Source organism: Candidatus Obscuribacterales bacterium (genome assembly GCA_019744775.1).
GTDB lineage: Bacteria > Cyanobacteriota > Vampirovibrionia > Obscuribacterales > Obscuribacteraceae > SBAT01.
The window spans coordinates 79,346-100,686 of sequence record JAIETZ010000007.1 but is presented as its reverse complement, the minus strand read 5'-3'; the positions used below and the strand labels follow the sequence as shown (position 1 = coordinate 100,686).

The 21,341-nt window shown below is 48.7% G+C and carries 21 protein-coding genes and 1 pseudogene; 5 read left to right on the top strand and 17 right to left on the bottom strand.

Annotated elements, in window-relative coordinates; all coding sequences use genetic code 11:
* Window positions 1-173 precede the first annotated feature (173 nt).
* The 3 genes from K2Y22_14655 (at window position 174) to K2Y22_14645 (ending at window position 2,398) form a co-directional block, all read left to right on the top strand.
* Window positions 174-509: a hypothetical protein gene (locus K2Y22_14655; GenBank protein ID MBX9879695.1), complete on the top strand. Its 336-nt coding sequence runs from the start codon at window positions 174-176 to the stop codon at window positions 507-509.
* Between the two features lie 80 nt (window positions 510-589).
* Entirely contained in the window at window positions 590-1,093 is a 504-nt protein-coding gene (locus tag K2Y22_14650) for a cysteine hydrolase (GenBank protein ID MBX9879694.1), read from the top strand.
* 45 nt (window positions 1,094-1,138) lie between these two features.
* Window positions 1,139-2,398 (top strand): S8 family peptidase, encoded by a 1,260-nt coding sequence (locus K2Y22_14645; GenBank protein MBX9879693.1) that lies wholly within the window; start codon window positions 1,139-1,141, stop codon window positions 2,396-2,398.
* Between the two features lie 168 nt (window positions 2,399-2,566).
* Here the strand turns inward: K2Y22_14645 and K2Y22_14640 are convergent, their stop codons facing one another.
* From K2Y22_14640 to K2Y22_14600, 9 genes and pseudogenes are all read right to left on the bottom strand, one after another.
* The gene (locus K2Y22_14640) at window positions 2,567-3,013 is read right to left on the bottom strand and encodes a hypothetical protein (GenBank protein MBX9879692.1); all 447 of its coding nucleotides are present in this window, start codon (window positions 3,011-3,013) and stop codon (window positions 2,567-2,569) included.
* Window positions 3,014-3,107: 94 nt separating this feature from the next.
* Entirely contained in the window at window positions 3,108-4,478 is a 1,371-nt protein-coding gene (locus K2Y22_14635) for an endonuclease/exonuclease/phosphatase family protein (protein ID MBX9879691.1), read from the bottom strand.
* Window positions 4,471-4,578 (bottom strand): annotated as a pseudogene (locus K2Y22_14630) (CxxxxCH/CxxCH domain-containing protein). Before K2Y22_14630 ends, K2Y22_14635 begins: the two are co-directional and overlap by 8 nt.
* 3 nt (window positions 4,579-4,581) lie before the next feature.
* Entirely contained in the window at window positions 4,582-5,340 is a 759-nt protein-coding gene (locus tag K2Y22_14625; protein ID MBX9879690.1) for a hypothetical protein, read from the bottom strand.
* A complete protein-coding gene (gene nadD, locus K2Y22_14620; protein ID MBX9879689.1) occupies window positions 5,306-6,019 on the bottom strand; it encodes a nicotinate (nicotinamide) nucleotide adenylyltransferase in 714 nt (237 codons plus the stop codon). The genes K2Y22_14625 and nadD overlap by 35 nt, the downstream gene beginning before the upstream one ends.
* A 103-nt stretch (window positions 6,020-6,122) precedes the next feature.
* Entirely contained in the window at window positions 6,123-7,340 is a 1,218-nt protein-coding gene (locus K2Y22_14615) for an alpha/beta hydrolase (protein ID MBX9879688.1), read from the bottom strand.
* Window positions 7,333-7,851 carry a hypothetical protein gene (locus K2Y22_14610; GenBank protein ID MBX9879687.1) on the bottom strand — a complete coding sequence of 173 codons (519 nt, stop codon included), beginning with the start codon at window positions 7,849-7,851 and terminating at the stop codon, window positions 7,333-7,335. The genes K2Y22_14615 and K2Y22_14610 overlap by 8 nt, the downstream gene beginning before the upstream one ends.
* Window positions 7,852-7,912: 61 nt before the next feature.
* Complete coding sequence (locus tag K2Y22_14605; protein ID MBX9879686.1) at window positions 7,913-8,479, bottom strand: hypothetical protein; 567 nt, start codon at window positions 8,477-8,479, stop codon at window positions 7,913-7,915.
* Window positions 8,480-8,534: 55 nt separating this feature from the next.
* A complete protein-coding gene (locus K2Y22_14600) occupies window positions 8,535-9,221 on the bottom strand; it encodes an ImmA/IrrE family metallo-endopeptidase (GenBank protein MBX9879685.1) in 687 nt (228 codons plus the stop codon).
* A 549-nt stretch (window positions 9,222-9,770) separates the two neighbouring features.
* On the opposite strand from K2Y22_14600, the gene K2Y22_14595 reads away from it, so the two are divergent.
* Window positions 9,771-10,517, top strand: a complete 747-nt coding sequence (locus K2Y22_14595) for a histidine phosphatase family protein (protein ID MBX9879684.1) — start codon at window positions 9,771-9,773, stop codon at window positions 10,515-10,517.
* A gap of 304 nt (window positions 10,518-10,821) precedes the next feature.
* Window positions 10,822-11,535 (top strand): hypothetical protein, encoded by a 714-nt coding sequence (locus K2Y22_14590; GenBank protein ID MBX9879683.1) that lies wholly within the window; start codon window positions 10,822-10,824, stop codon window positions 11,533-11,535.
* A 298-nt stretch (window positions 11,536-11,833) separates the two neighbouring features.
* Here K2Y22_14590 and K2Y22_14585 read toward each other — a convergent pair whose 3' ends face one another.
* From K2Y22_14585 to K2Y22_14550, 8 genes are all read right to left on the bottom strand, one after another.
* Window positions 11,834-14,557: an insulinase family protein gene (locus K2Y22_14585; GenBank protein MBX9879682.1), complete on the bottom strand. Its 2,724-nt coding sequence runs from the start codon at window positions 14,555-14,557 to the stop codon at window positions 11,834-11,836.
* Window positions 14,558-14,693: 136 nt separating this feature from the next.
* Window positions 14,694-16,049, bottom strand: a complete 1,356-nt coding sequence (locus K2Y22_14580; GenBank protein MBX9879681.1) for a PDZ domain-containing protein — start codon at window positions 16,047-16,049, stop codon at window positions 14,694-14,696.
* A gap of 79 nt (window positions 16,050-16,128) precedes the next feature.
* Window positions 16,129-17,004, bottom strand: a complete 876-nt coding sequence (locus K2Y22_14575; GenBank protein MBX9879680.1) for a hypothetical protein — start codon at window positions 17,002-17,004, stop codon at window positions 16,129-16,131.
* 281 nt (window positions 17,005-17,285) lie between these two features.
* Window positions 17,286-18,374: a 2OG-Fe dioxygenase family protein gene (locus K2Y22_14570; protein ID MBX9879679.1), complete on the bottom strand. Its 1,089-nt coding sequence runs from the start codon at window positions 18,372-18,374 to the stop codon at window positions 17,286-17,288.
* Between the two features lie 191 nt (window positions 18,375-18,565).
* The gene (locus tag K2Y22_14565) at window positions 18,566-18,910 is read right to left on the bottom strand and encodes a hypothetical protein (GenBank protein ID MBX9879678.1); all 345 of its coding nucleotides are present in this window, start codon (window positions 18,908-18,910) and stop codon (window positions 18,566-18,568) included.
* Between the two features lie 143 nt (window positions 18,911-19,053).
* Complete coding sequence (locus K2Y22_14560) at window positions 19,054-19,695, bottom strand: hypothetical protein (protein MBX9879677.1); 642 nt, start codon at window positions 19,693-19,695, stop codon at window positions 19,054-19,056.
* A 93-nt stretch (window positions 19,696-19,788) separates the two neighbouring features.
* Window positions 19,789-20,802 carry a hypothetical protein gene (locus tag K2Y22_14555; GenBank protein MBX9879676.1) on the bottom strand — a complete coding sequence of 338 codons (1,014 nt, stop codon included), beginning with the start codon at window positions 20,800-20,802 and terminating at the stop codon, window positions 19,789-19,791.
* 82 nt (window positions 20,803-20,884) lie between these two features.
* Window positions 20,885-21,271, bottom strand: coding sequence for a hypothetical protein (locus tag K2Y22_14550; protein ID MBX9879675.1), 387 nt, complete (start codon window positions 21,269-21,271; stop codon window positions 20,885-20,887).
* Between the last annotated feature and the right edge of the window lie 70 nt (window positions 21,272-21,341).

The window sequence follows — 21,341 nt, the reverse complement described above, 5'->3', positions numbered from 1 at the left end:
CCAGCGTGCGTGGAACATGTCAGTCACCCAGCTTGCTGAGAAACCAACCAACACCGGATAATCACAAACCCTGGACAGATAGCCCCAACTTTATACTCTGCGATCCTTGTGCCGAATACTTCAGCCGTTGTGCTTGGTGTATGGGCCCGATAAACGGATACGGAGTGCGAATTGTGCCTACAGACAAGCAGTTTTGTACGCAATTCGATAAGGATAACGGCAATCACATCGAGGGGATGTACGTCGGTGAACAAATTCTCGTAAAGATGGTTGTGGACGCGTTTTCAGGTTCGCTCTGGCGTCCACGATACTTGAGCTATGGTGTGCGTCTCGCGCACGTACGCACGGTATTCAACGGCGGCCGCTACGGATGGCTCGAGCTGTATTTTGACTTGAACGAAGCTGATCCGAAAGCGGAAATCAGATTGATCGACGCACCAGTCTATCGCTGGTATCAGCCGGCAACCACGCCAAACGAATGGGCAATCACCGTAGAGGTGAAACACTAATCAATACAGAATCAACGTCGACTCCGGCAGCTTCAAGTAATTGGCTGCCGGATTTTCGTTGCAACGAATGAGGATAAGCAATGGACAAATACACTCTTGTTGTCTTGTTTATGCAAGAAGATTTTGTTGCCGCAAACAATCCGGAAACAATCAACAATGTTGAAAAGTTGATTCTGGAAGCGAAAGCTAACGGCAATGGAATTATTTTTGCCGAGTTGCCCTATGAAAGTCCAATAAAAGACGAGGGTTATGCGCCAACGCATAAGCGCCTTAAGGACCATGTCGTCACCTACGACAGGGGCAGACGAGTAGATGTCTACGAACACTATGTCATAAGAGACATCTATTACATGTCGAGCGATGCATCTTGCATGATCGCAGACGCTGCTACCGAGCGGAAATTCGCCTTGGACAACTTTGTTGTTTGCGGCGTTAACACCGATCTCGGCGTTCTTCAAACCGTTCTTGGGCTGGCAAAACGATTGCCCAAGAGCGAAATCTCTGTAGTCATGGATGCCTGTAATACCAGGTACGACGGTGACTGCTGGGCTGAGTTCAAACCCCTCAATATTCGCTTGATTTAGTCGGAGCGAACCAACTTAACCACTAATTAAAAAAGGAAAAACACTATGAACAAGATCCGCAACTTTTTCGAAAAGCTTGTTGCGATAACGGTTCGCGCCTTCGAAGCTTTGTTCGGGGGCAAGAACTCCGCACCAACAAAGTCCGGTGACATTATCCCCGGTGAATATCTGGTTGTATTGAATCCGAGTCATGACCTTGAGTCTCTGACCAAGTCACTCGGTATCAGTCCTTTCGCCAGATACTCCGAGTGGGGTTTTGCTGCAAAGCTTTCGCGCCAACAGGCCGAACAGCTTAACAACGATTCACGCGTGAAGTTTGTCGAGCCTAACCGCTTGATCCTCATCGATCCGCTCGAGTCTCCTTCTGATGAAACCAATCTCGTAGCATTCGACGAACAGCCGAAGCAACAGATTCCGCCTGGCATCAAGCGTATCGACGGTCATTTGAGCAAGACTGCCAAAATCGACGGCGTGGACGACAGAGTTGATGTCGACATCGCCATCATCGACACAGGCATCCAGCTTGACCACCCGGATCTAAACGTTGTTAACAACGTAACCTTCGTAGAAGGTACGAAGAACGGCGCTGACGATCACGGTCACGGTACGCACTGTGCCGGTATTGCCGCAGCTATCGATAACGGTATCGGCACTGTCGGTGTTGCTCCTGGTGCTAGACTCTGGGCTGTTAAGGTCCTGTCCGGCAAAGGCAGCGGCTCACTCGCCGGTGTTGTCTCTGGTATCGACTACGTCACTAAAAACGCCGACAAAATCGACGTGGCCAACATGAGCCTTGGTGGCGAGTTCAAGAGCGATGCTATTGATGAAGCTCTCAGCAAGTCGGTAGCGGCTGGTGTCACGTATGCAGTTGCCGCCGGCAACTCCAATAAGGACGCTAAGACCTTCTCGCCAGCCAATCACCCTGACGTAATTTGCGTCAGCGCCATGGCTGACTATGACGGTGTTGGTGGCGGACAAGGTACAGCCACGTGCCGCGACGACGCCGACGACACTCGCGCCGGCTTCAGCAACTTCGGTGAAGTAGTTGAAATCGCAGCTCCCGGTGTTTGCATCTATGCAACCTGGATGGGCAGCGGCTACAAAACTATCAGCGGTACGTCCATGGCCTCGCCACACGTCGCCGGTGCTTGTGCATTGATCAAGGCTGCTAACAAAGATGCAAAACCAGCTGATGTTAGAAAGACTTTGCTCGATGCAGCTAAGCCGCAATCTGATCCGAAGTACGGCTTTAAGGGTGATCCCGACAAGTTCGCTGAGCCTATGCTCAACGTCGGCTCGTTCTAATTGCTGATTTTTGGCGACTGGGAAACCGATCCGCTCACTTGAGCGGATCGGTTTATGCCGGTTTTTCTTTTTGTAGGCGTGCAACTATATGAACTAGTATAATGCTTCAAAAATATATTTCCCTCTGTAGGGGCGCATTGCATGCGCCCCGCAAATCCGAATGACAAATTAGTGAAAGTCGCGAGCGTTTAGCGTCTTTTGCTCTATCTTGTAAACAAAATAGAGTGATGCAACAGAAGCGACATTGGGACCGGGCATCGAAACTCGGTATTCCGTATCACCGACTTTTTCCATAGCGGTGACACCAAGTTCTTCGAGTTCATCGCCCCACAACCATGGACCTCTCAGTCCGATGACGTAGATTTCTTTGCCTGTTGTAGCGTCGTACACATCCTTTTCGACGGGAACCGAAAGTGCCGGCACGTCGTGGACAGTAACTAAACCGTCTTGCTTTAGAAGTTCGGCAATATCGCTTTTGGTGAATTCGCCCCAGACGAAAGCTTCGGTTGTTATATGCGTTCTGTCTTTGACGAGTGCTTCAACCCTTGCAGTTTCGCTCTCATCCAGAGTCGTAACGGTGGCTAGTACGAGTTCGCAATCTTCTTCATTAGGCATAGTCTGTTTCCTCAGTATTGGTGGCATTGAATTGGCTGTTGAAAGACAGAACCCTGGCGCGGGAGCGGTGCGCCAGGGCTGTCGTCAGGGGAGTCTATCGGTCAGCACGCGGACGCTTCAGACGAATCTCGGCAGGCTTTGGCTTGCGAGTCGTCTTACGAGTACGCGTGGTTTTCTTGGGCTCTTCGTTGCATTCGCACTTGTCGCTCTTCACCTTGTTTTTCGGCTTGGTCGCCTTTGTCTTGGTTGAGCGAATTGATTTTTTGCGCGGAAGAGCAAGTCGTCCCTCGATGGCGTTGTGATCTGACAGATTTGTTTGCCAAATCTGGAAGATCTCGTAGCCACTGAGTTCTGCAGGACCGCGATAGAAGATGGCGTCGATTGCCCGTCTGGAAATGTGTGTTGGTCTGTGGTCGTCACCGCCAAGTCGTTTCCAGCCGTCCTCGAAGAAGCGAGCCATTTCCGGTGAAGCCGGATTAGCATCAGTCAAACAGTTGAAGTCGCCTGTGACAATCTGCGTTTCGCCATCGCGGCGAATAGCGTCCATGTGATCAAGTAGCTTGTTGATTTGTTCAATGCGCACTTTGGTCGTTGCTCTGCGACCGCCGATATTGCTCTTCAAGTGCACGGATGACATCACCAAATCCTTGGTGCGAACCCAAGGTGCTTCACGCAGGTGATGGATACCACCGACGTTGGCAACATCCGACCAACTGCCGTGCTCAAGGACTTTCTGGAACTTGTGCACGATGATAAGCACGGCTTGACCACGACCGTTGTCCGGCGTGGAGAAGCATTCGTACCTGAAATTTCCGGCTTTGTCTGCAAGTAATTTGCCTGCTTCGGGCGAGATTTCTTGCATGGTTATGAAAGCGGCCGTGCCGATGAATAGCGTGTAGCTAGTCAAAAACTTTTCTGCCTTGACCGTATCTACGAATTCGCCGTTGTGATTGCGCACGCGAGCAAACTCGTCATATCTACCGGGCTGAGACATCGAGCCGAACATGTCTTCAAATTCCATGCGGACCACATTTGGATCCGGCTCCGGACGTTGCGGCGGGAAGCGTTCGCTCAAAACACCGAGCTTGTGCATGCGCAACAAGTTGCGTGTATGCGACAAAGCATGCCAGGAAATAATAGGCGCATTTGCCGTCGGATTGACGGAAAGAAACGGAGTCATTTGCCGGCTGACGATGCTGGGAACTCTCGGACCAGATGGTTGTAGTTTGTTCAACGGCAGCTTGCGGTTGGCATCGATGTCATCGAGGATTTTCTCGGCTTCAGCAACAGTTGCGACATCAAGTGAATTGATGAGCACAAACGGCCAAATCCGTCCCGATGGCAAAACCACTCCCAGTTCGTTTTTCACCAGCTTTGACCAGCTGTTGATTTGTTTAGTTTCTTCTTTGTTCAAAGCGCCAAGTTGTTTTGTGCGGGCATTTGCCCGAGTAGATTTGTCAGTCATATGGATCTCCTAGGGTTACTGCAAAGCATGTGCAGTTAGTTATTCGTTTGTCATTCCAAGGTGGATGTTGTTGCGCTCCCTCGGAATGACAAAGGGAGTTCGCTTAGTAGTTGAAGCCGAGTTGATTGGCTTGCCAGTTGGCGTCTTCTCGCCGCATAACATCGGCAGCCAAGGCATGCGCCAGCTTTGCGTAGCGCTGGGCATGTCTTTCCTGACCGGCTGATTTGTAGAAGCGCGCTGCTTGTTTAACCGTTTGAGCACGTGCCATCAGCAGACGATGATCTTCGCCTTTCTTTGCTTGCCTAATCTGGTCAATGGCAAGTCGAACGAGCTTAAGAGCTTCGTCTGTATTGCCGCCTGCTTGTTCGATTTGAGCAAGTGAGAAAAAGCGTCGAGCATGTGTTTCCGGCTCGAATCCGGTCCACAAGCTGACCGCCTGTAGATGATGGATGCGCTGATAGACTTGCTTCAAGTTGAAGTCAAAGGTCTTTTGCAATTCTTCGCTGTAGGCGCCGCCTTGTTCAAGCAAGCCTAGAAGGAAAAACTCAGTGGCATCACTTCTGCCTGTTTCTGTTTGCAAACATTGAGCGTAATACCAGACGGCAACTACCGCCGGAGAATAATAGGCAGCATATATCGCATTGTCGCTGTTTCTCCAGGACTTGAAGAACCGCCTTGTTTCGGTGCCGGCGACTTGTGGGACATTGTCTTGTGTCAGTCCGAGGGACTTCAAAATTGTGTTGCTGATACCTTGTCCTTGTAGCAATGCTTTGGTTAAGTGCTGCAAGTGCACGTAACTACCGTCATCGCTGGCAAGACGTTCAGCGTCATACATTACTTGTTTGGCCATGTTGTCGAACATGTTGGTATTCCTCCGGCGCTGAAGGGTCTTGGGTTGAAGAACTATGGTTGGGTTGTCCGCGGTCTTTGTAGTAGCCGCGTTCGGAGAGAATGCGATAAACAGCAGGCGGCACTAAGTGTGAGACTTTCAAACCGGCTCTGACGCGATCGCGCACCATGCCTGAAGAAAATACTTTCTTGGTATTGAGCTTGATTGGCGAAAACTTGACGTTTGCGGGCAAGACTTTTCGCCACTGGCTGATTTGATCAGTCCAGTAAGCGCCACGCGGTGCAATCAATAATTCGCATTCCTGGAAAATGGTGTCGGCGCCTTCCCATTCGCTGATACCGAAAACATGATCGGTGCCAATGACGAAGTAGAGTCGAACATCCGGGCCATATAAGTCACGGACTTGCTTAACGGTGTCGGCAGACAATGACGCTCCTGGTCTGTCGATTTCGATGCGGCAGGCTTCCAGTCGAGGATAGTGCTCGGCTATGGCAGCAGCCACCATCTCATGGCGCAACTCTGCGGCGAGCATAACGTCGTCTCGATGCACGGGTTGCGCACAGGTGACAAGAAGAACCTTGTCAATGTCTTTGAACTGCTTCAATACTTGAAGAGCGATTCGCTTGTGCATGTTCTGCAGCGGATTGAACGAACCGCCGAAAATGGCAATGCCTCTTACTGGGGATTCCATACGGCATTTACCTCTTTGGTTGTGTGAGGAGGGATAAATTGGCAGTGAGATTCTTCGAAAAGGGCGCATGCAATGCGCCCCTACAAAACAGAGCGGTAAAGTCTTATTCGTCCTTGTCGCGCTTGATGAGTTCATCAATCGGGCTTTCGCCGTCACGGATGCGGATAAATTTCCAGGGGGAGCCTGGACATTTTCCATGGCTCTTAATCACGCGCGCGATGATTGGAAACGGAACTGAGTGTCCGAACTTGCCCATGTCGGCTTTGGTGAAAACGATAAAGCGAATTCCTGGTATTACAGGTAATTCCTTAACTCGCTGACCAAGGCGCGGCTTCTTGTGCACTAGTTTGGACAAGACCAGAGCTTTATCCTTTTTCGACACCCAAATGTCGGCTGCAGTGTATGTAGCTTTCACTGAGTTTGCATAGTTGTCTACGAACAGTGATGCATCAATATCAGCCGATACCATTTCTAAACGACCGAACTTCTGAGGAATTGTGCAGACACCTTCATTGTCAAGGCAGCCGTTTCTAAGCATGATCACGGCGGATGTCCAAGAGATGATCCGGTTGCCCATCGAGTGTGCAATTACGTGCACATTCTTTGAACCGAATTCTTTGGCTAGTCTGGACATCAGTCGCTCAAATACGAGAATCGACCGTTCCGCTTGTGTGCCGTCATAACCATAATTGTCCGGGCGAATTGAGCCCTGAGCCGGCCAACTAAAGACGAATACCGCTTTCGAATTCAAAGCAAGAACGCCTGCTGATCCACGTTTTACCGCTTCGTCAAAGCGAGTAAACGACCCCGGCATGATGATGTAGATTTGTCCGTCCGGGCTTGCTTGGTGCAAGTAATCGAAGAATTCCACCTCGGATATCTTTATGATTGACTCGATGTGTGGCGACTTCAATTGCCACTTCGCCCAGCTATACGGAGACAGCTTGCAATCCATTGGCGTTTGCAATAGTTTCATATCCGGTTTGCCGCCAAAAGTAATTTCGCACACGCAATAAGTCAGCCCAGTTTCCGAAGCATCGTTCAAGAACTTCATTTGCTTGTTGGGAATTATTTCTCCCAAAGCATTGAATTTTGGCTTTATGTCTTTCTCTTTCCTGTTTGTCACGCAAAGCACGCGCATGCGGTTTCGTTTCTGCCCTGGTAGTGGTGGTTCTATTACGGCAAAAGCCGGTTGCATACCATCGGGCAGAACAATTGGCGTAGTTGCAGGGGTGCTGTCCACGGCTGAAAATGCCGGAGTCATTCCGCCAACAAGCACAAGCAATGCAGACACAAAGCTAACAACTTTGGCCTTAATCATGTGATTCACCATTTTCCTCGTCGGGCCGACTTAGTCTTCGTGCGAAGTTATTGCCCGAGCGCTTTGATTCGAGTAATTTCATGAGGTTTGCTTCGAGCAAACCTATATCGACTTGCAGTAGTTTGAGAATGTCGATCGCGTCTTTATTGCCTTCTTTCTTGAGAATGGCTAGAAGAATGTGTTCTGTTTCCACTGAGGCACTGCCTGCTAACATGGCGTGTTGCCATGCAAGATAAAGTGCGTGCTTGGCGGATGCTTTCAGTAGCGGCTCCAAAGACATGTAGCCGCGCGGACCGTGCATCAAGTCAACTTGGTTGCGAGCACGGTTTAGTGAAATAGCTTGTTTTGTTAGAAGTTTGCTCGCCTCACCATCACTTGCCATAAGCAAGCCGAGCAACAGGTGTTCTTTGCCGACATAAGAGTGCATCATTCGCATGCACTCGATAATGGCGTGTTCAACAACCTGCGTCGCCATGGGCGAGAAGTCTTTGCGAAAATTGTATTTAGACATATTCTCCTCCATGGCGTCAGCCGAATGAGGCGGAAGGAGTCGGCTGTACGACTCCTTCTGATTACTTGTTCTTCTTTTGTTCGAGGGTCTTTTTGCGCTTCCGTGCAGCGGCGCGCTTTTCCTTCTTGTAGGAGTCGGCCCAATATTCTTCAAACGGCACACTTTTGCCGGTTGTGATTAGTGACTCCCTGATGTCTCTCAGTAGTTGAGTCCATCTGCCCGCTTTAGCTGATCTTGTCCAAGCATCGAAGTGATGCTTTTCACGCGGTCTGTCGGCGTAGATTTCACGCAGGCGGTCCATGGCGTAACGGATGGCCTTCGCTTCGTCTCTAATCTCAGCAAACACATACTGTTCAATTGACGATCTGTGCGCCGAGACTCTTTTCAGATCGCGTGAATTGAGGACATGGCCAATTTCGTGGGCAAGGATGTAGATACGGCAAATTAGTTTGCAGTGTCCAACTCTGATGACTTTGTTGTCGATGTCGGCATCGCCTGTGCAGTTAACTTTGCCAGGGAGAATCTTGAATCCCCACTTGCGTAGTTTTTCTATATCTGCAACAAGCGTGTCTGACTTAGCGACCAGGTTGCAAAACTGGGCGCTGAAATGTTTTCTCAGTTTGTTCATGTGACAGCACCTCCAACCGGTTGGTCGGGTCAAAAAGAAAGAAGCCAGTTGGCGATCAACTGGCTTCGGTATTTAGTGTTGCTTGTTTCGATTTGGCTCGCTTTTTGTGCCAAGCGATCTTGTCCATTTCTTCGTCGAACCAATATCCGTAATACTCCGGATACAATTCGCCTGTGTTCGAAGTTGTGGTGTGACACAGCACGGCTTTGACAGCTTCTCTGCCACCCTTGCGGACGGATTCCAAAAAATCTTCGGAAGCTGCTGTGTCTATTCCTGTCGCCAAAAGACGAGCTTCGACGGCATCGCCGGCAACTGTTCCACCTTGGTAGATGGTCAGCCAACCAAGACCAACACTGCTGAATTGCTTGCCGAAGTGTTTTGACTTGCCTGCAGCAATTAACTCCTGAAGAATCAAAAGCTCATGCACAATGGCTTCGGTTTCTTCTTCTAAGCGTTCGTTAATCCAGGTCTCTCGATCGTCGCCTTCTTTGACGTCAGTCGTAGGACGCAACAGTGCGTGTACGTATTCGTGTCCGATGCTCACGATTTTGTTGACATGGCTACTCCATTTGCCAACATAGACGACGCGCTTCTTCCGGCTGAAGTAAGCAATGTCACTTTTGTTGAGCAAACGGATCTTAATGCCAGCAGCTTCTAGGAGCTTCCAGTCCTGCATAAATGTCGGGCTGACTTCGGCCAGTTTCCAAAACGCGCGGCCGAAAATCCGCTTACTCTTTTTCATAACCCACCTCCGGAAGCCACGGCTTCCAGACAAATGCGAGCGCTAACGGCACACTACCGAGCTGCTGCGCGAGGAAAACAAAGCCCAGCTCATCCTTGCCGGTGAGTTGGGCTGAAAAATTCAATTGCTAGTTTGTGAAATGCCTTACGGAATAAGTACTTTGGGTTTTTCCTCTGGGGTTTGTCTTCACAATTTGTTCAGGTTTTAGACTAATAGTATTCGTAGGTATAAAGCAACGTAAGGCCATAAGTTCTATTACATATTCGTTCTAAATACACTTATTCATTAACTTTAGGACTAGCGGAGCTTTCCCATCTTGTTTTTGTGACTGCAATTTCATTATGTTGTGACTAGAAGAAGTTTGATTTGAAACAAGAAATTCAGGTAGATAAACACCCGCTAACAGTAGTAATTAGTCATAGCCACTTGTAATTCCGATTTGTAGGGGCGCATTGCATGCGCCCGTTTCGGACAATGACAAAACGAACTTCTTCCAGGCATTCCCCAAGCCACCGAGCAATCGGTGGCTTTTTTATTGAGGTCAGCACAATGAACACTCGTCGCGATCTTTCAGATTATGATCAAGTGATAATCCGCATGCGCCACGCTGAATCGGAAGCCAATGTCGCATACCGCCGGATCGACAGAGACAAAGAATGCCGACTCTATTACGGAATCGGTGGTTTTGATGAAAGGGTCAAACTGACTCAACAAGGTAAATATCAAGCCGAGGCTGCCGGAAGAAAATTGCGTCAAATCCTGCGTGCCGATAGACCTCTAGAAGAAGTCTTGGTCAGCGAATTTTTCCGCACGGAAGAAACCGCCTTGAATGTTATGCGCGAATTAGGAATTCGTGCCCCTCTAATTCATGACGCTCGTCTAAACAAGCGGAGACAAGGTCTTTTCTGGAATATGACTTATTACGGTGTGCAAACAAAGCATACCGATGAGTACGAAAGGTACCTTGCAGATCTAAAAAAGGGTGGTTTGAATTACGCCCCACCTGGAGGCGAAGGACATCAGGACGGTGAAAGCTACAAGCAGCTGTTTGCTCGGACTGATGCATTGCATGCTGAGTACTGCTCAAGGACGGACCGGTTTCTTTCCTTGTGGGTGGATCACTTGTCGTCAGAACTTTCATTGCGCCGCAAAACGGATCGCATCTCCGATAGAAGCGTGCGTCTAAAAAACGACGCAGAGTCTGTGGACAATGCGGAAATCGTTGCCTATGGACGCATGCTTGACGGTAATAACCGTCCATTCAAGCGCATAAACCTGGATGTTTTGTTGCCCTAGCGTAATTGCGCTAGGAGCTGAACCGCTGTCTCCATGCGGATTTCCGCACTGATTGCGCTTGGTTGCATGGATGACGAAGCCGGAAAGCCTCTGCCGGCTTGCTTTTTAAAGCAAAAAACAAGTAGAGGAAAGAGTACTCCGCAATTTCATTTCTCTCAAGGACAAGACAGTAGAAACAATCTAGTTTCAGCTATTTGCAAAAACGACTCTCAATGCTCCCGGCATTTGGAGTCGTTTCTCCTCTGAATGGAAGAATTGTGGTGTCACTTGAACGTACAAGGTAAAACAAGATGGAGTGACAACTATGGGACAAACATACACGGACTATGAGAAAGCGAGCACGGAAGCAGCTCACAAAGCTCATCAAACTTTGCACGCGTTTGAAGAGCTCGTTGCCTCGTCAAAGTCTGGATTGTTTCAAGAACACAATCTGGAACTTACTCTGACCGCAAAGGGCATCGATCGCAAGAGTAGACCGCCGGCGCCGAAGAGCGAAGAGCTGTCTTTGACGGTTGAAGAGCAAGCCACTTCCGGCAATTTGACTGCTTTCATAAGAATGAGAAAGCTCGCTGAAGCAAGTCCGGTACGAAACGAAAAAGGTGAATTGCCATTTCCGTTTAGCAATCCGGCGATCATCCCGCCTGTTTTGGCTAATCTTTTAGCTGAGTTAAATGCGACTTGGTCGTGGAATAAGGAGCGCGCTGACAAACTGCTGAATAGCAGTGATCCGGATGTATGGCGGCACGGACATGGCGCTAAAAGTTGCGCTCTAATGCTGAGTGACGCCGAAGCAGAAGCTATTGCCAGTGGAAAATTACAAGCGCTTATGTTTGAAGGATTTCTCAAAAAGAAACTGCGTAAGCGCTACGTCGGCGTAATGGGAAGCGGATTCCTGGCGCTCAATGTCTGGAATGATTCGTACAGCGCCAACAAATGGGTGCTGCATATTCGTAGCAATGGTCAGATAGTGGCCGAACATCTGGAAGTGACAAATTACATAAAGAGAGACCATCTCTAAAGTGATTTGAATGACGAACCTCGGTGCTTTCGGCACCGAGGTTCTCACGGAATGTTTTCAAGGATAAATACCCTGTTTGCTACCGGCACTACTTTATTTTGTGGGTAGCTACGAGCAAGGGTAGTAGATATTTGTCATTCTGAGTGAAGGCGCGTTAGTGCCACAGCGAAGAATCTGCCGTAATTAGACGTGGTCGATTTGATCAAGTCGTATGCAGAGTGCTTGCGGTGGATTCTTCGGGCTGAAGCCCTCGGAATGACAAAAGAGGCGGGCGCATGCAATGCGCGTACAAGCGCGTCTATGTACCCGCGATGACGGTGATGGCTTTGTCCAAAGTCAGGTATTTGTCGATGGCGGAGTTGATTTGATCTTTGGTGACGCCTTTGACGTCGCGGGAGAAGTTGTCCAACAGCTCTAGCGGTAATCCTAGATATTCGTAACTCGTTATCGATGAAGCCATGCCCATTGATGTGCGCAAACCGACGACGAAGCTTCCTGCGGCGCGGCCGGCTTCGTCGGCGTGCTCTTTGTCGCGGATGCCGGAGGCGCGGTATTCGGCGACGACGTCGTTGACCAGAGACAAGGCTTTGTCGATGTTCACTGGGTTGACTGACAAGCTTATGATCCACGGAGCGTAGCCGAAAGAAACATCTTCGAATCCTGAGTGAATACCGTAAGTTAAGCCTTCACGTTCGCGGACAACCAGTCCGAGACGTGATGATAGTGTGTCTTTGCCTAAGGCATTGTTGCCCAGCATTGCCGGATAGAAATCCGGTGCTGTGCGCTTCAGATCGACTGGATAGCCGATGATGATGTCGACATTTTTCTTGTCTGGAATGGGCACTTCGATGCGTTGTGCACGTGTCGGCGGTGCAACTGGTGGCACAACGATTACCGGGGCTTGTCTGCCCTTCCACTTCTCGAAGTGGGTGCGCACTAATGAAAGCGCTGCATCCGGCTCGATGTCGCCAACGATGGTAAGTACCATTCCAGCCGGGCTAAAGTATTGTTTGTGGAAATCGCGAATTTCTTGGCGGGTGATTGCCTCGACTTCTGCCATTTGCTCTTCGAATGATTTCGCGTAATAAACAGAATCAGCCGGATACAAACTTTGCAGGAATTGATTACGCGCGCGTGCGCCGGTGTCTGTAATTTGCTCTTGCAAGTAGGATGTAAGTTCTTTCTTGCACTTCTTGAGTTCAACATCTGCCATCAACGGCTTTTGCAGTACATCACTCAAGAGTTCAAGGAATGTCGGTAAGTCACCTGTGACCATTTTGCTCGCCAAGTTGACGGCAAAGTTATCCGGCTTGATGGCAAGACTGCTTCCCATCTCTTCTAAGATTTCGCCGATTTGAGTCTTGGTGTATTTGCTTGTGCCTCTGACCAGCATATCGGTGACAATGCTTGGCGTTAACGATAATTTGTGATCGGCAAAGCAGAAGCCTGCACGAAGTTTGGCAGTCACTGCAACCGAGCCTGTGCCTGGATTCGGCAGGACTAAGACAGTCATGCCATTATCGAGAACTGTGCGTTTTACATTTTTGGCAAATGATGGACGCTCAGCCTTTTCCGGTTTTTTCAACGTAGCAATTGCTGCATTGGTGGCAAAAGAAATTGATCCATTTTCCTTGCCGTTTGTTATCTTGACTTTTTTGCCTGGTTTGATTTTTGCTAAAGCCTCATCAATACCTTTGGGAATAAACCAACCAACAGTGCGGTTTTCGCGCGCGAAATATGTGCCGGCTACGCGTTGCACATCTGCGTGAGTGACCGCATCGAAATTGTCGTCGTAGTCCATCAGCCAGCGCCAGTTAGCAACGGCCTCTGCTTCGCCTAATTGGCTGACAAATACCATTGGATCAGCAGCTGCAAGAACCGTGCCTTTGCGATTGGCACTCTTAGAGCGTTTCATTTCATCATCGGTTGGTTGTTCGGCAGCTAGCTTGGCAATTTCGTCAATGATGGCGTCTTCGACATCTTTTGGGTGTATACCTGGATTGACTGTTGCGCCAAGAATCATAAGTCCAGGGTCGCGCTGCTCGTTGTGCCAGGTGAAGCAATCAACGGCAAGTCCTGTGTCGATGAGTCGCTTGTACAGGCGTGTCGAGCGTCTGTCGCTGCTTCCAAGAATTGAAGCGAGTGCGGCAATTGCGTGCGTGTCTTTGTGCTGTGCTTCCGGAATGTGATAGGCAAGCATTACCTGGCAGAGTTCACCGGCACGGCGCAACTCAAAGCGACGCTCTCCTTCTTGTGGCGGCTCAACCGTGTAGACAGTCGGAATCACATGCTTGGGTTTGGCTATGTTATTGAAGTATTTGTGGATAAGCTTCAGCGCGTTTTCTTGTTCAAAGTCACCGACAACAATTGCGGTAGCGTTGCTCGGCCAGTAATAAGTGTCGTAAAACTCTTTCAGTCTCTCTAGAGGAACTCCCTCGATATCCGAGCGCCAACCAATTGTCGGATGATGATAAGGATGTGCGGAAAACGCGTGAGCGTACATAGCATCGAGCAATACATCATGCGGATCATTTTCACCGCGTTCGAATTCATTGCGCACGACGGTCATTTCCGCATCGCGATCCTCTTGGCGGATCAAAAGTCCGCGCATGCGATCTGCTTCTAAGCGAATGCATAGTTCTAAATGTTCGGATGGTACTGCCTCGAAATAATTTGTTCTGTCAAACCAGGTGGTGGCGTTATAGAGCGCGCCGATTGGTTTCAATTGATCATCAAAGCCCTGTCCGTTTTCCGGATTGTTCTTTTCCGTTCCTTTGAACATCATGTGCTCAAGGAAGTGGGTTGAGCCTGTATATCCGACGCCTTCGTTGATGGAGCCGATACGATAAAGGAGCATGAAGGTTGCTACAGGAGCCGTGTTATTGCGGCAGAGGAGGATTTTTAAGCCATTGCTATTCAAACTATATTCGATAGTGCCGCTTTTTTCGGAAATAAACGATATGTTGAGTTCCTTGAGTAATTGATCCATGTTTTTCGTCGGGCTTGCCGTTAAGTTTTCCATTGAGGGCTCCTTATGTACTTAAACTCTATACTCTTGGAAAAACTTTTGCCTAGTCCGGGTTAACAATATGACATCTAGTTTGTGTAGGCACGAAGGAAAAAGAAGGGCGCATGCAATGCGCCCCTACAAACTACGCTTATTTCTTGGACATCTCTTCTTTCAACACTTCAATAGCGCGATGAAGTTGATTGTCCTTGGGCGAGTCATATTCAAACTTCGGACCCGGCTCGCAAGTAACGTCGGCAGGTAATCCACTTGGTTCCTCTATCTTGGTCCGACCGGAACCAGGACAGACGCCATTGGGAGTTAGCCACTGAGCAATTGTCACATGCAAAAGGACATCCTTGGCAGATTTCAACGGGAAGACACCTTGCATCAACCCTTTGCCGAAAGTCTTCGTGCCGACCAGTTTGACGTGGCGGTTGTCGTGCAATGCCCCAGAAACAATTTCTGCAGCACTGGCCGAATTACCGTTAACCAGAACAACAAGTGGAGTGTTTGAGGCGATGTGCGGCATGGAGTTGTCTATCGTGAGTGCTCCTTCGGATGTGAAGCCGCCTTGGCGCTCACGGATACGCATCAGTACACCACCATCTTCGAACAATGCCATGACATCTTTGGCGCTCGAGACCTGACCACCGGGGTTGTCTCTCAGATCGAGGACGATACCTCGACAGTTCTTCATAGCTTTGAGTGCTTTGAGACATTCATTGCCGACGCTTGCCGAGATAAACGAGTTGATTTTGAGATATCCCAAATTGTCTGGCAGCGTGTGGTATTCCACGGATGGAATATCAAACTTTCTGCGTTGAACTTTCACAGCAAGCACTTTGTCTCCGCGTTGAAGTTCAAGCGTGACATAGGTGTTTTCCGGACCTCGAATGTTATCCACTAACTGTTTCTGGCTGAATCCAACGGTGGATTTGCCATTTACGCTTACAACAGAGTCCCCACTCTTGATTCCGGCGGCAAATGCGGGTGTGTCCTTAAAGACTCGAAATACAACCGGATGACTTTTGCTGTCGATATTCGGCATCGATTCCTTATCTTTGTTTTGAATCACTTCGCCTTTCTCGTTTTGAGCAGCGTTGAATTGAATTCCGACGCCGAGGAATTTGCCTTGCATGCTGTTGGCTTCGTCCTGGGTTTCTTTTTCGTCGAGCACTCTGGTGTACGGATCTTCCAAAGACTCCGTCATTTTTTGAGCGTATTTGATGCCGTCAACTTTGGAATTGATTCTGTCGTCGAACTTGTGCTCCCACTTGGACCAGTCTTTTAGTCTGTCAGTGAATACAAGGTTGTCTTGAGTCTTTTTCCAAACCTCATGATAGAGACTCAAGCCGGCGTTTTTTGTCTCGAAGGACTCCGGTCCTTCGGTGAGTGAAAACATTGGTCTTATTGAAAAGGCGATAACTACAAGTGCCGCGAAAAATGCGGTCATGCCGGTTAGAACCAGGCTGTTGACGAGGGTTTTGTTTTTACGAGTAGACATACGTGTACCTCCCAGCAGTAGGCTGGAAAAAAAGAGGCGCTACCTTGCGGCGCGCCTCTTTCGTTATGTGTGGTGATGACTATTTCTTTTTCGGTTTCTTCGCAAGTTCGTTGGTCAAATAATCGACCGCGAACTTCAACTGATTGTCGTTGTCGCTACCAAAGACAATGTCTTTGTCTGCTTTGACTTCGAAACCTTTGTCAGGCTCTGTGGTTACGCCACTGCCCCGCCCATAACACATCGGACGGCCATTTGGGCTGTAGATGTACGCATCATCGATGTAGTACTCTTGCCCGTTTTTATTTTTCACGACGATTCTTTCCCACGCATTTCCTCGTGTGGTTTCGCCGATGAATTTGGCGCGACCATTTTCCTTGAGTGAGACAAGAAAAATTTCCGCTCCACCTTCAGTGTCATCATTGCCGAGCACAACCATCAGGCGACTGCCTGCGTAGTTGAATTCACGGCTCTCATATTGCGGACCGGCTGGCTCGCCTGGTCCATAGGAATTAACTTCACGTGAGCCGCCGTTAAGGCGATACTCTTTGCGAATGCGTTTATTTTCCTGGGCAATGAATGCTTCAAATGAGCATTCGGTGCCCCAATCGGAAGCAAGTTCGATCATGGAAAGCGTGGCGGGAAATGATCCGCCATCGCATTCGCGCACGTCGAAGACGATTGCTTTGCAGTCCTTTAAGTCATTGTAAGCATCACGCGTCTTCCACACTGAGTCATAATCAGCGAATGTGGCGGCGCGAATATAGCCGATATCAGGCGTACATTTCTTCCATGTCAGAGTTGGTGGATTAGGCGTGCGCTTGTAAGTCGGCTTGACTGTGCCGGATTGTGTTGGTTGAACAAAGTGATCCAGCCAAAAGAGTCCGGCGCAAAGTGAGAAGACGAACACGAGAGAGAACAACGCCGCATGCGTTGTTACGGGGAATTTGGTAAACATGCTTTTTGCCTCGGTGAGTTTATGTGTCGACGGCGAGGAAGATATTTGTCAGCGGAAATGCTGACTGAAAATATCGGTAATTGCTTTGGTTGTTTGTTTAGCGGTTGTTTTGATCTAGGTTTATTTGAAATTGAAATTGATGCCCTAAACCTACACAAAGTGGGGCTTGGAAACCTAATTCAAGATTTTTAAAGTAAGCATTTCGGGACGTATTTGACCCCGTTTTATGAGAGGACTCACGGTTTTCAAGCGATCCTCTGCTAGGCGCGCTATGTGTGGTGTTACCCGTTCACATACACGTCGAAGCCGATTAGGCTGCGGACGCCGAAGGGTTGACGTTCGTCTGCTATCTCGATGTGTGTGACGTCGTGCCAAAGTGGGGACGTGGCATCGGCTTGGAAAAGTCCTTCGCCTGGGCTCAAGAGGAATTTCATGATTGGTTGTTTCATGTTGCCGGCGTGGAATATGCGGCTGGCTCCGCCAACGACGTTGGTGCGTTCAATCACATAGGCCGAAACAATGAAGTTGGCGCCGTCCTGGTGAATGCCTTCGGGGGAATTGGTCGTCGGGCCGTTTGTCCATGTATAACACGACATCATCCATGCAGTGATGTGCATGGATTTTGCATCCGGTCTTGATTCTTTCGTCATGTGAATGAGATGAGAAAGAAGATCTTTGAATACTGTATGCTCAATTATCTGATCCGGAATGGATTTGTACTTGCGTTCAATTGAGCGATAGTCGTTTTGTGCCACATTCTGGTGAACACTTCCTTCCGGCATTTTCTCAACTAGCCAGTCGGAGCCGCCTTCGATATTTTTAGCGACAAAAACACGGCACGCCTTTTTGCGATAGGGCACCATTATCTTTTCGGCGTCAGATTCGCTCATGTTTTCTAACAATGGTGCGATAACTTCGTGAGCCACTTCGCCTCGGTAGTAGGACATCAACAAGGTGTGATCCTCAGGCTTCAACTCGAAGTTGGCTGATTCGATGAATTGGCGTTCAGCTTGACGCACGTCATATTCGTCCCAGTCGAGTTCTCGGAATGCTGGAATGATGACGTGTTGGAATGCTTTGAATTCTTCGTCGCTGGCGATTTTAAATACGCGGATTGGGTGTACGGTGTCGCCTGTTTCAGCTGCTGTCGTCATGTCTTTGGCAAGCAAGTAAATTGGGCAATATGAACGAACGACAAATGTTGGATCATTCGTCTTCTTGTGACGTTTCTGCTCGACGGAATTTCTTATTGCGGCTGAGTCGATGGGCATACCTGTACCAGCGTAGAGTGCGGGTACATGATACGTGGAATTGTGGGGAGTGGACAGCGTGATTTTACTAGTGAGGACGGAGTAGTTGTTCGGGCGCATGCAATGCGCCCCTACATAGGACCAAGCTTGTAATTTTGGACATGCAATGCACGCGTACGCAGAACCAGAATTGTTATGTGTCGAGCATCCCGCACGTTTTCATGCTCATTGTAGGGGCGCATTGCATGCGCCCTTTATAAAGCAAAAAAGCTCGCCGTTAGGCGAGCCTTTTAACGTAACTTGATACCAGTTTATGTATTGAGAGCTTCTGCTCTTTTGTTGATGTCTTCGATAGCTTGGCGAGCGCCTTGTATATGCATTGCCAATTCTTTCTTGTCTTTGATCTCAGCGTATGGAGCAACTTGCTTTTCGATCATTGCAGCTATTTGACTTGACGAATCCTCAGGAGTCAATTCTTTTGCAGCTACCTTTGCTTGTAGTTCAGCAGATGCTGTTGCTACTGCAATCGTGCTTTGAAGAATGTTTTTGGTATGCTGACCAATCGTAGATTGCTCTTTCTCAGTAGGATTGCTCATGCCAGCTTGTTCTACTGCTGTCAGTGCTTTCTTTTCCATTGATTCAAATGATTCGGCCATTTTCGTACCCTTCCTATTTGGATTGTAATTATACTGTTGGATTTTTTAAAAGTGTTGCGCCAGTCAGAGCTTCTTTGGTTGGAAGTCTCAAGTGAACGTTGAGCATCCTACGCTTATATATACCCCCCAACAACATTTTCGATTTAATGTTTGGGCTTTTTTGGGGGAGGATTCCCACTGAGAGGGGACGATCTTTCGGAAAAACCTGTCTTATCTTCCCTCGGCAGAGGATCAGGCGGGATGGTGCGAGGCAGACTGGGTCTGGGTTTTAGGGGTTTTTCTTCCTCTTTTTTCGGCGTTTCATCTTGATCTGAAATTGATTGTGAAATAGGCTGACTTTCAGGTTCTTTTCTGGTATCGGCAACATTAAACGAAGTCGCGCGCTTACTCTCTGTACGCTTGTGCTCGAGATAAGACTCCAGGCGCGTTTTCAGCTTTTCGTCGAGCAAATCTGCCAGCGGGTCTTTTACCTTTATAGATGATGCAATAGGTTCTTCTTTTGATAGCGGCAATTCTTCTTCTTCAACAGTCGCATCATCTTCTGCTTCGGAATAATCTTCGGCAAGTCCCAGTTCCGCAACTAAGTCTGAGAAAGGATCGAACGATTCGTCTCGCACCGCCAGAAGCGATTCAGAAATAAGCTCTTTCAAGTCATTGTGCATGCGCTGCAAATCTACTAATAAAGATGGATCAGCAACTGGCGCATTTGGCGATGCGCCGAGCGTAGGCTTTACTCCTTCAATTTCGAGTGCCGCCAAAAGAGTTTTCCGCACGAAAATACCCATGGACTTGGCTCCGGCAGCCTTGGTCATTTGCTGGATTTGAGCAAACTGGTCAGGCTTTAGCGTGATAACAATCTGGTGTTCTCGCATGTTCTATTAAGGTGACTCTTCCAGAGCTTTGCTTAAACGTTCGGTGGCTGTATGCAATTTCTGCGCCAGGCGGCTAAAATCGCGCCCTGTACCCACTTTATCAGCTATTACCTCTTCAGGCGGCCCGCTCTTAATCCAGGTGGCCCATTCATTAATAAGGTCGATGAGGTCGGATACGTTGCGTATGGTCGCTGCCGGTGCCGTTGATTTCTTGCCGCCGGCTTTCTTCGCCGCTGGAGTTTTTGGAATAATGTATTTCAGTGCTTTGCGAATTTGTTGCTCGGTTGCCTTCTCAATTGGAATGCGTCCGTGCGCTTTGCCGTGTTCATCAATTACAGGAACACCATGCACAAGTAAATCTTCCGCTGTGGAAAACTCCAACGGCAATAGCGTCAACAAATGACGATGACCTAAACCAAGCATCACTTCAAACGGATCAGGCATTGCATCATGCATACGACCGGATGTAATTTTGGTGCCTTCTTCAGCAAGACGTTCCGCCATCTCTGCAATGCGAATTAGTCTGTAAGCGTAAGTCGCGCTCATTGTGTGTTCGCTGCGACAGTAATCTTCAAAAGTCTGGTAGTGCGCGACGTAAATCTCATCGTCTTTGAGTCGTGACAAACGCAGTCCTTGCGCAATAAGTCCTACTGCAGCGAATCGTCCTGCTAATCGAATTTCTTCGGTGAGTAGTTCGTAGTCGTCAGTTGCCGGACGCAAGTCTTCAATGGAAATTTCACGATGGAACAAGTCGACATTTTTTCCTGTGTGATCAGGAATTGCAAGCGAGGTACCAGTCGGAGTTGCATCTGCAACTGTTAGCAAAGTATCGGAAGTTGCGTCTTCTGATACGGTAACTTTTGTCGACGCGTTTGCGCGCGTGCGTGTCGGCTTTTCGACTTTGGATGTTTTTGCTGCGCCGGATTTTCCCTTTTGCTCGGCAACTTGCTCGTCGCGCTTTATGCGTGCTTCGCGCAATCTGGCAATTAGTGTGGCACCGGCTGGAGGCTTTTTCTTCATGCGATGGGTACTCTATCTGACCGCGTCATGACCGCCAGGTCATGCCTGCTATTTCATAATTTAGATGTACCCGTGCTTCGCCCTATTTCTTGCTCTTGGCATTTGCTGTGGCAAATAAAAGCCCGCCCAGGAGCAATCCAGCCGCAAAAAGGCTAGGTGTAAAGTCTTCGAGTCTGATAAATTGCGGCATTAGCTTAGCTGTTCCATACAAAGCTGCCGACGGAGCAAGGAGATTTACGACGAATTTCAGACCGCTGGTAATGATCATACCGATGCCAAGAGTGCCTACATTGATACCAAAAACCAACACACCTAGTAGCCATTCAATTGCGGTAAAGACCGTTGTGAATACAAGTGAGCTGGAAAATGCCGCAAGCCAATCGCCCTTGAATGTAATGCCGGCAACTGTTGGTATCAAAAATGCCAGCGCATAAGCAACCAGCACCACCCTTAACAAAAATCGCGTCATGATCTTCCTCCGGGCAGCATTATAGCGGGAGATTGTATTAATAGGAATCTTGACGTGGCGTACGCAATAT

Excerpts from the sequence above, each read along its gene's own strand:
- K2Y22_14610 (MBX9879687.1), bottom strand. The coding sequence starts at position 7,851 with ATGTCTAAATACAATTTTCGCAAAGACTTCTCGCCCATGGCGACGCAG.
- K2Y22_14585 (MBX9879682.1), bottom strand. The coding sequence starts at position 14,557 with ATGGAAAACTTAACGGCAAGCCCGACGAAAAACATGGATCAATTACTC.
- K2Y22_14605 (MBX9879686.1), bottom strand. The coding sequence starts at position 8,479 with ATGAACAAACTGAGAAAACATTTCAGCGCCCAGTTTTGCAACCTGGTC.
- K2Y22_14600 (MBX9879685.1), bottom strand. The coding sequence starts at position 9,221 with ATGAAAAAGAGTAAGCGGATTTTCGGCCGCGCGTTTTGGAAACTGGCC.
- K2Y22_14560 (MBX9879677.1), bottom strand. The coding sequence starts at position 19,695 with ATGGGTATTTTCGTGCGGAAAACTCTTTTGGCGGCACTCGAAATTGAA.
- K2Y22_14565 (MBX9879678.1), bottom strand. The coding sequence starts at position 18,910 with ATGGCCGAATCATTTGAATCAATGGAAAAGAAAGCACTGACAGCAGTA.
- K2Y22_14595 (MBX9879684.1), top strand. The coding sequence starts at position 9,771 with ATGAACACTCGTCGCGATCTTTCAGATTATGATCAAGTGATAATCCGC.
- K2Y22_14645 (MBX9879693.1), top strand. The coding sequence starts at position 1,139 with ATGAACAAGATCCGCAACTTTTTCGAAAAGCTTGTTGCGATAACGGTT.
- K2Y22_14640 (MBX9879692.1), bottom strand. The coding sequence starts at position 3,013 with ATGCCTAATGAAGAAGATTGCGAACTCGTACTAGCCACCGTTACGACT.
- K2Y22_14580 (MBX9879681.1), bottom strand. The coding sequence starts at position 16,049 with ATGTCTACTCGTAAAAACAAAACCCTCGTCAACAGCCTGGTTCTAACC.
- K2Y22_14625 (MBX9879690.1), bottom strand. The coding sequence starts at position 5,340 with ATGTTCGACAACATGGCCAAACAAGTAATGTATGACGCTGAACGTCTT.
- K2Y22_14615 (MBX9879688.1), bottom strand. The coding sequence starts at position 7,340 with ATGATTAAGGCCAAAGTTGTTAGCTTTGTGTCTGCATTGCTTGTGCTT.
- K2Y22_14555 (MBX9879676.1), bottom strand. The coding sequence starts at position 20,802 with ATGAAGAAAAAGCCTCCAGCCGGTGCCACACTAATTGCCAGATTGCGC.
- nadD (MBX9879689.1), bottom strand. The coding sequence starts at position 6,019 with ATGGAATCCCCAGTAAGAGGCATTGCCATTTTCGGCGGTTCGTTCAAT.
- K2Y22_14635 (MBX9879691.1), bottom strand. The coding sequence starts at position 4,478 with ATGACTGACAAATCTACTCGGGCAAATGCCCGCACAAAACAACTTGGC.
- K2Y22_14550 (MBX9879675.1), bottom strand. The coding sequence starts at position 21,271 with ATGACGCGATTTTTGTTAAGGGTGGTGCTGGTTGCTTATGCGCTGGCA.
- K2Y22_14570 (MBX9879679.1), bottom strand. The coding sequence starts at position 18,374 with ATGCGCCCGAACAACTACTCCGTCCTCACTAGTAAAATCACGCTGTCC.
- K2Y22_14575 (MBX9879680.1), bottom strand. The coding sequence starts at position 17,004 with ATGTTTACCAAATTCCCCGTAACAACGCATGCGGCGTTGTTCTCTCTC.
- K2Y22_14590 (MBX9879683.1), top strand. The coding sequence starts at position 10,822 with ATGGGACAAACATACACGGACTATGAGAAAGCGAGCACGGAAGCAGCT.
- K2Y22_14650 (MBX9879694.1), top strand. The coding sequence starts at position 590 with ATGGACAAATACACTCTTGTTGTCTTGTTTATGCAAGAAGATTTTGTT.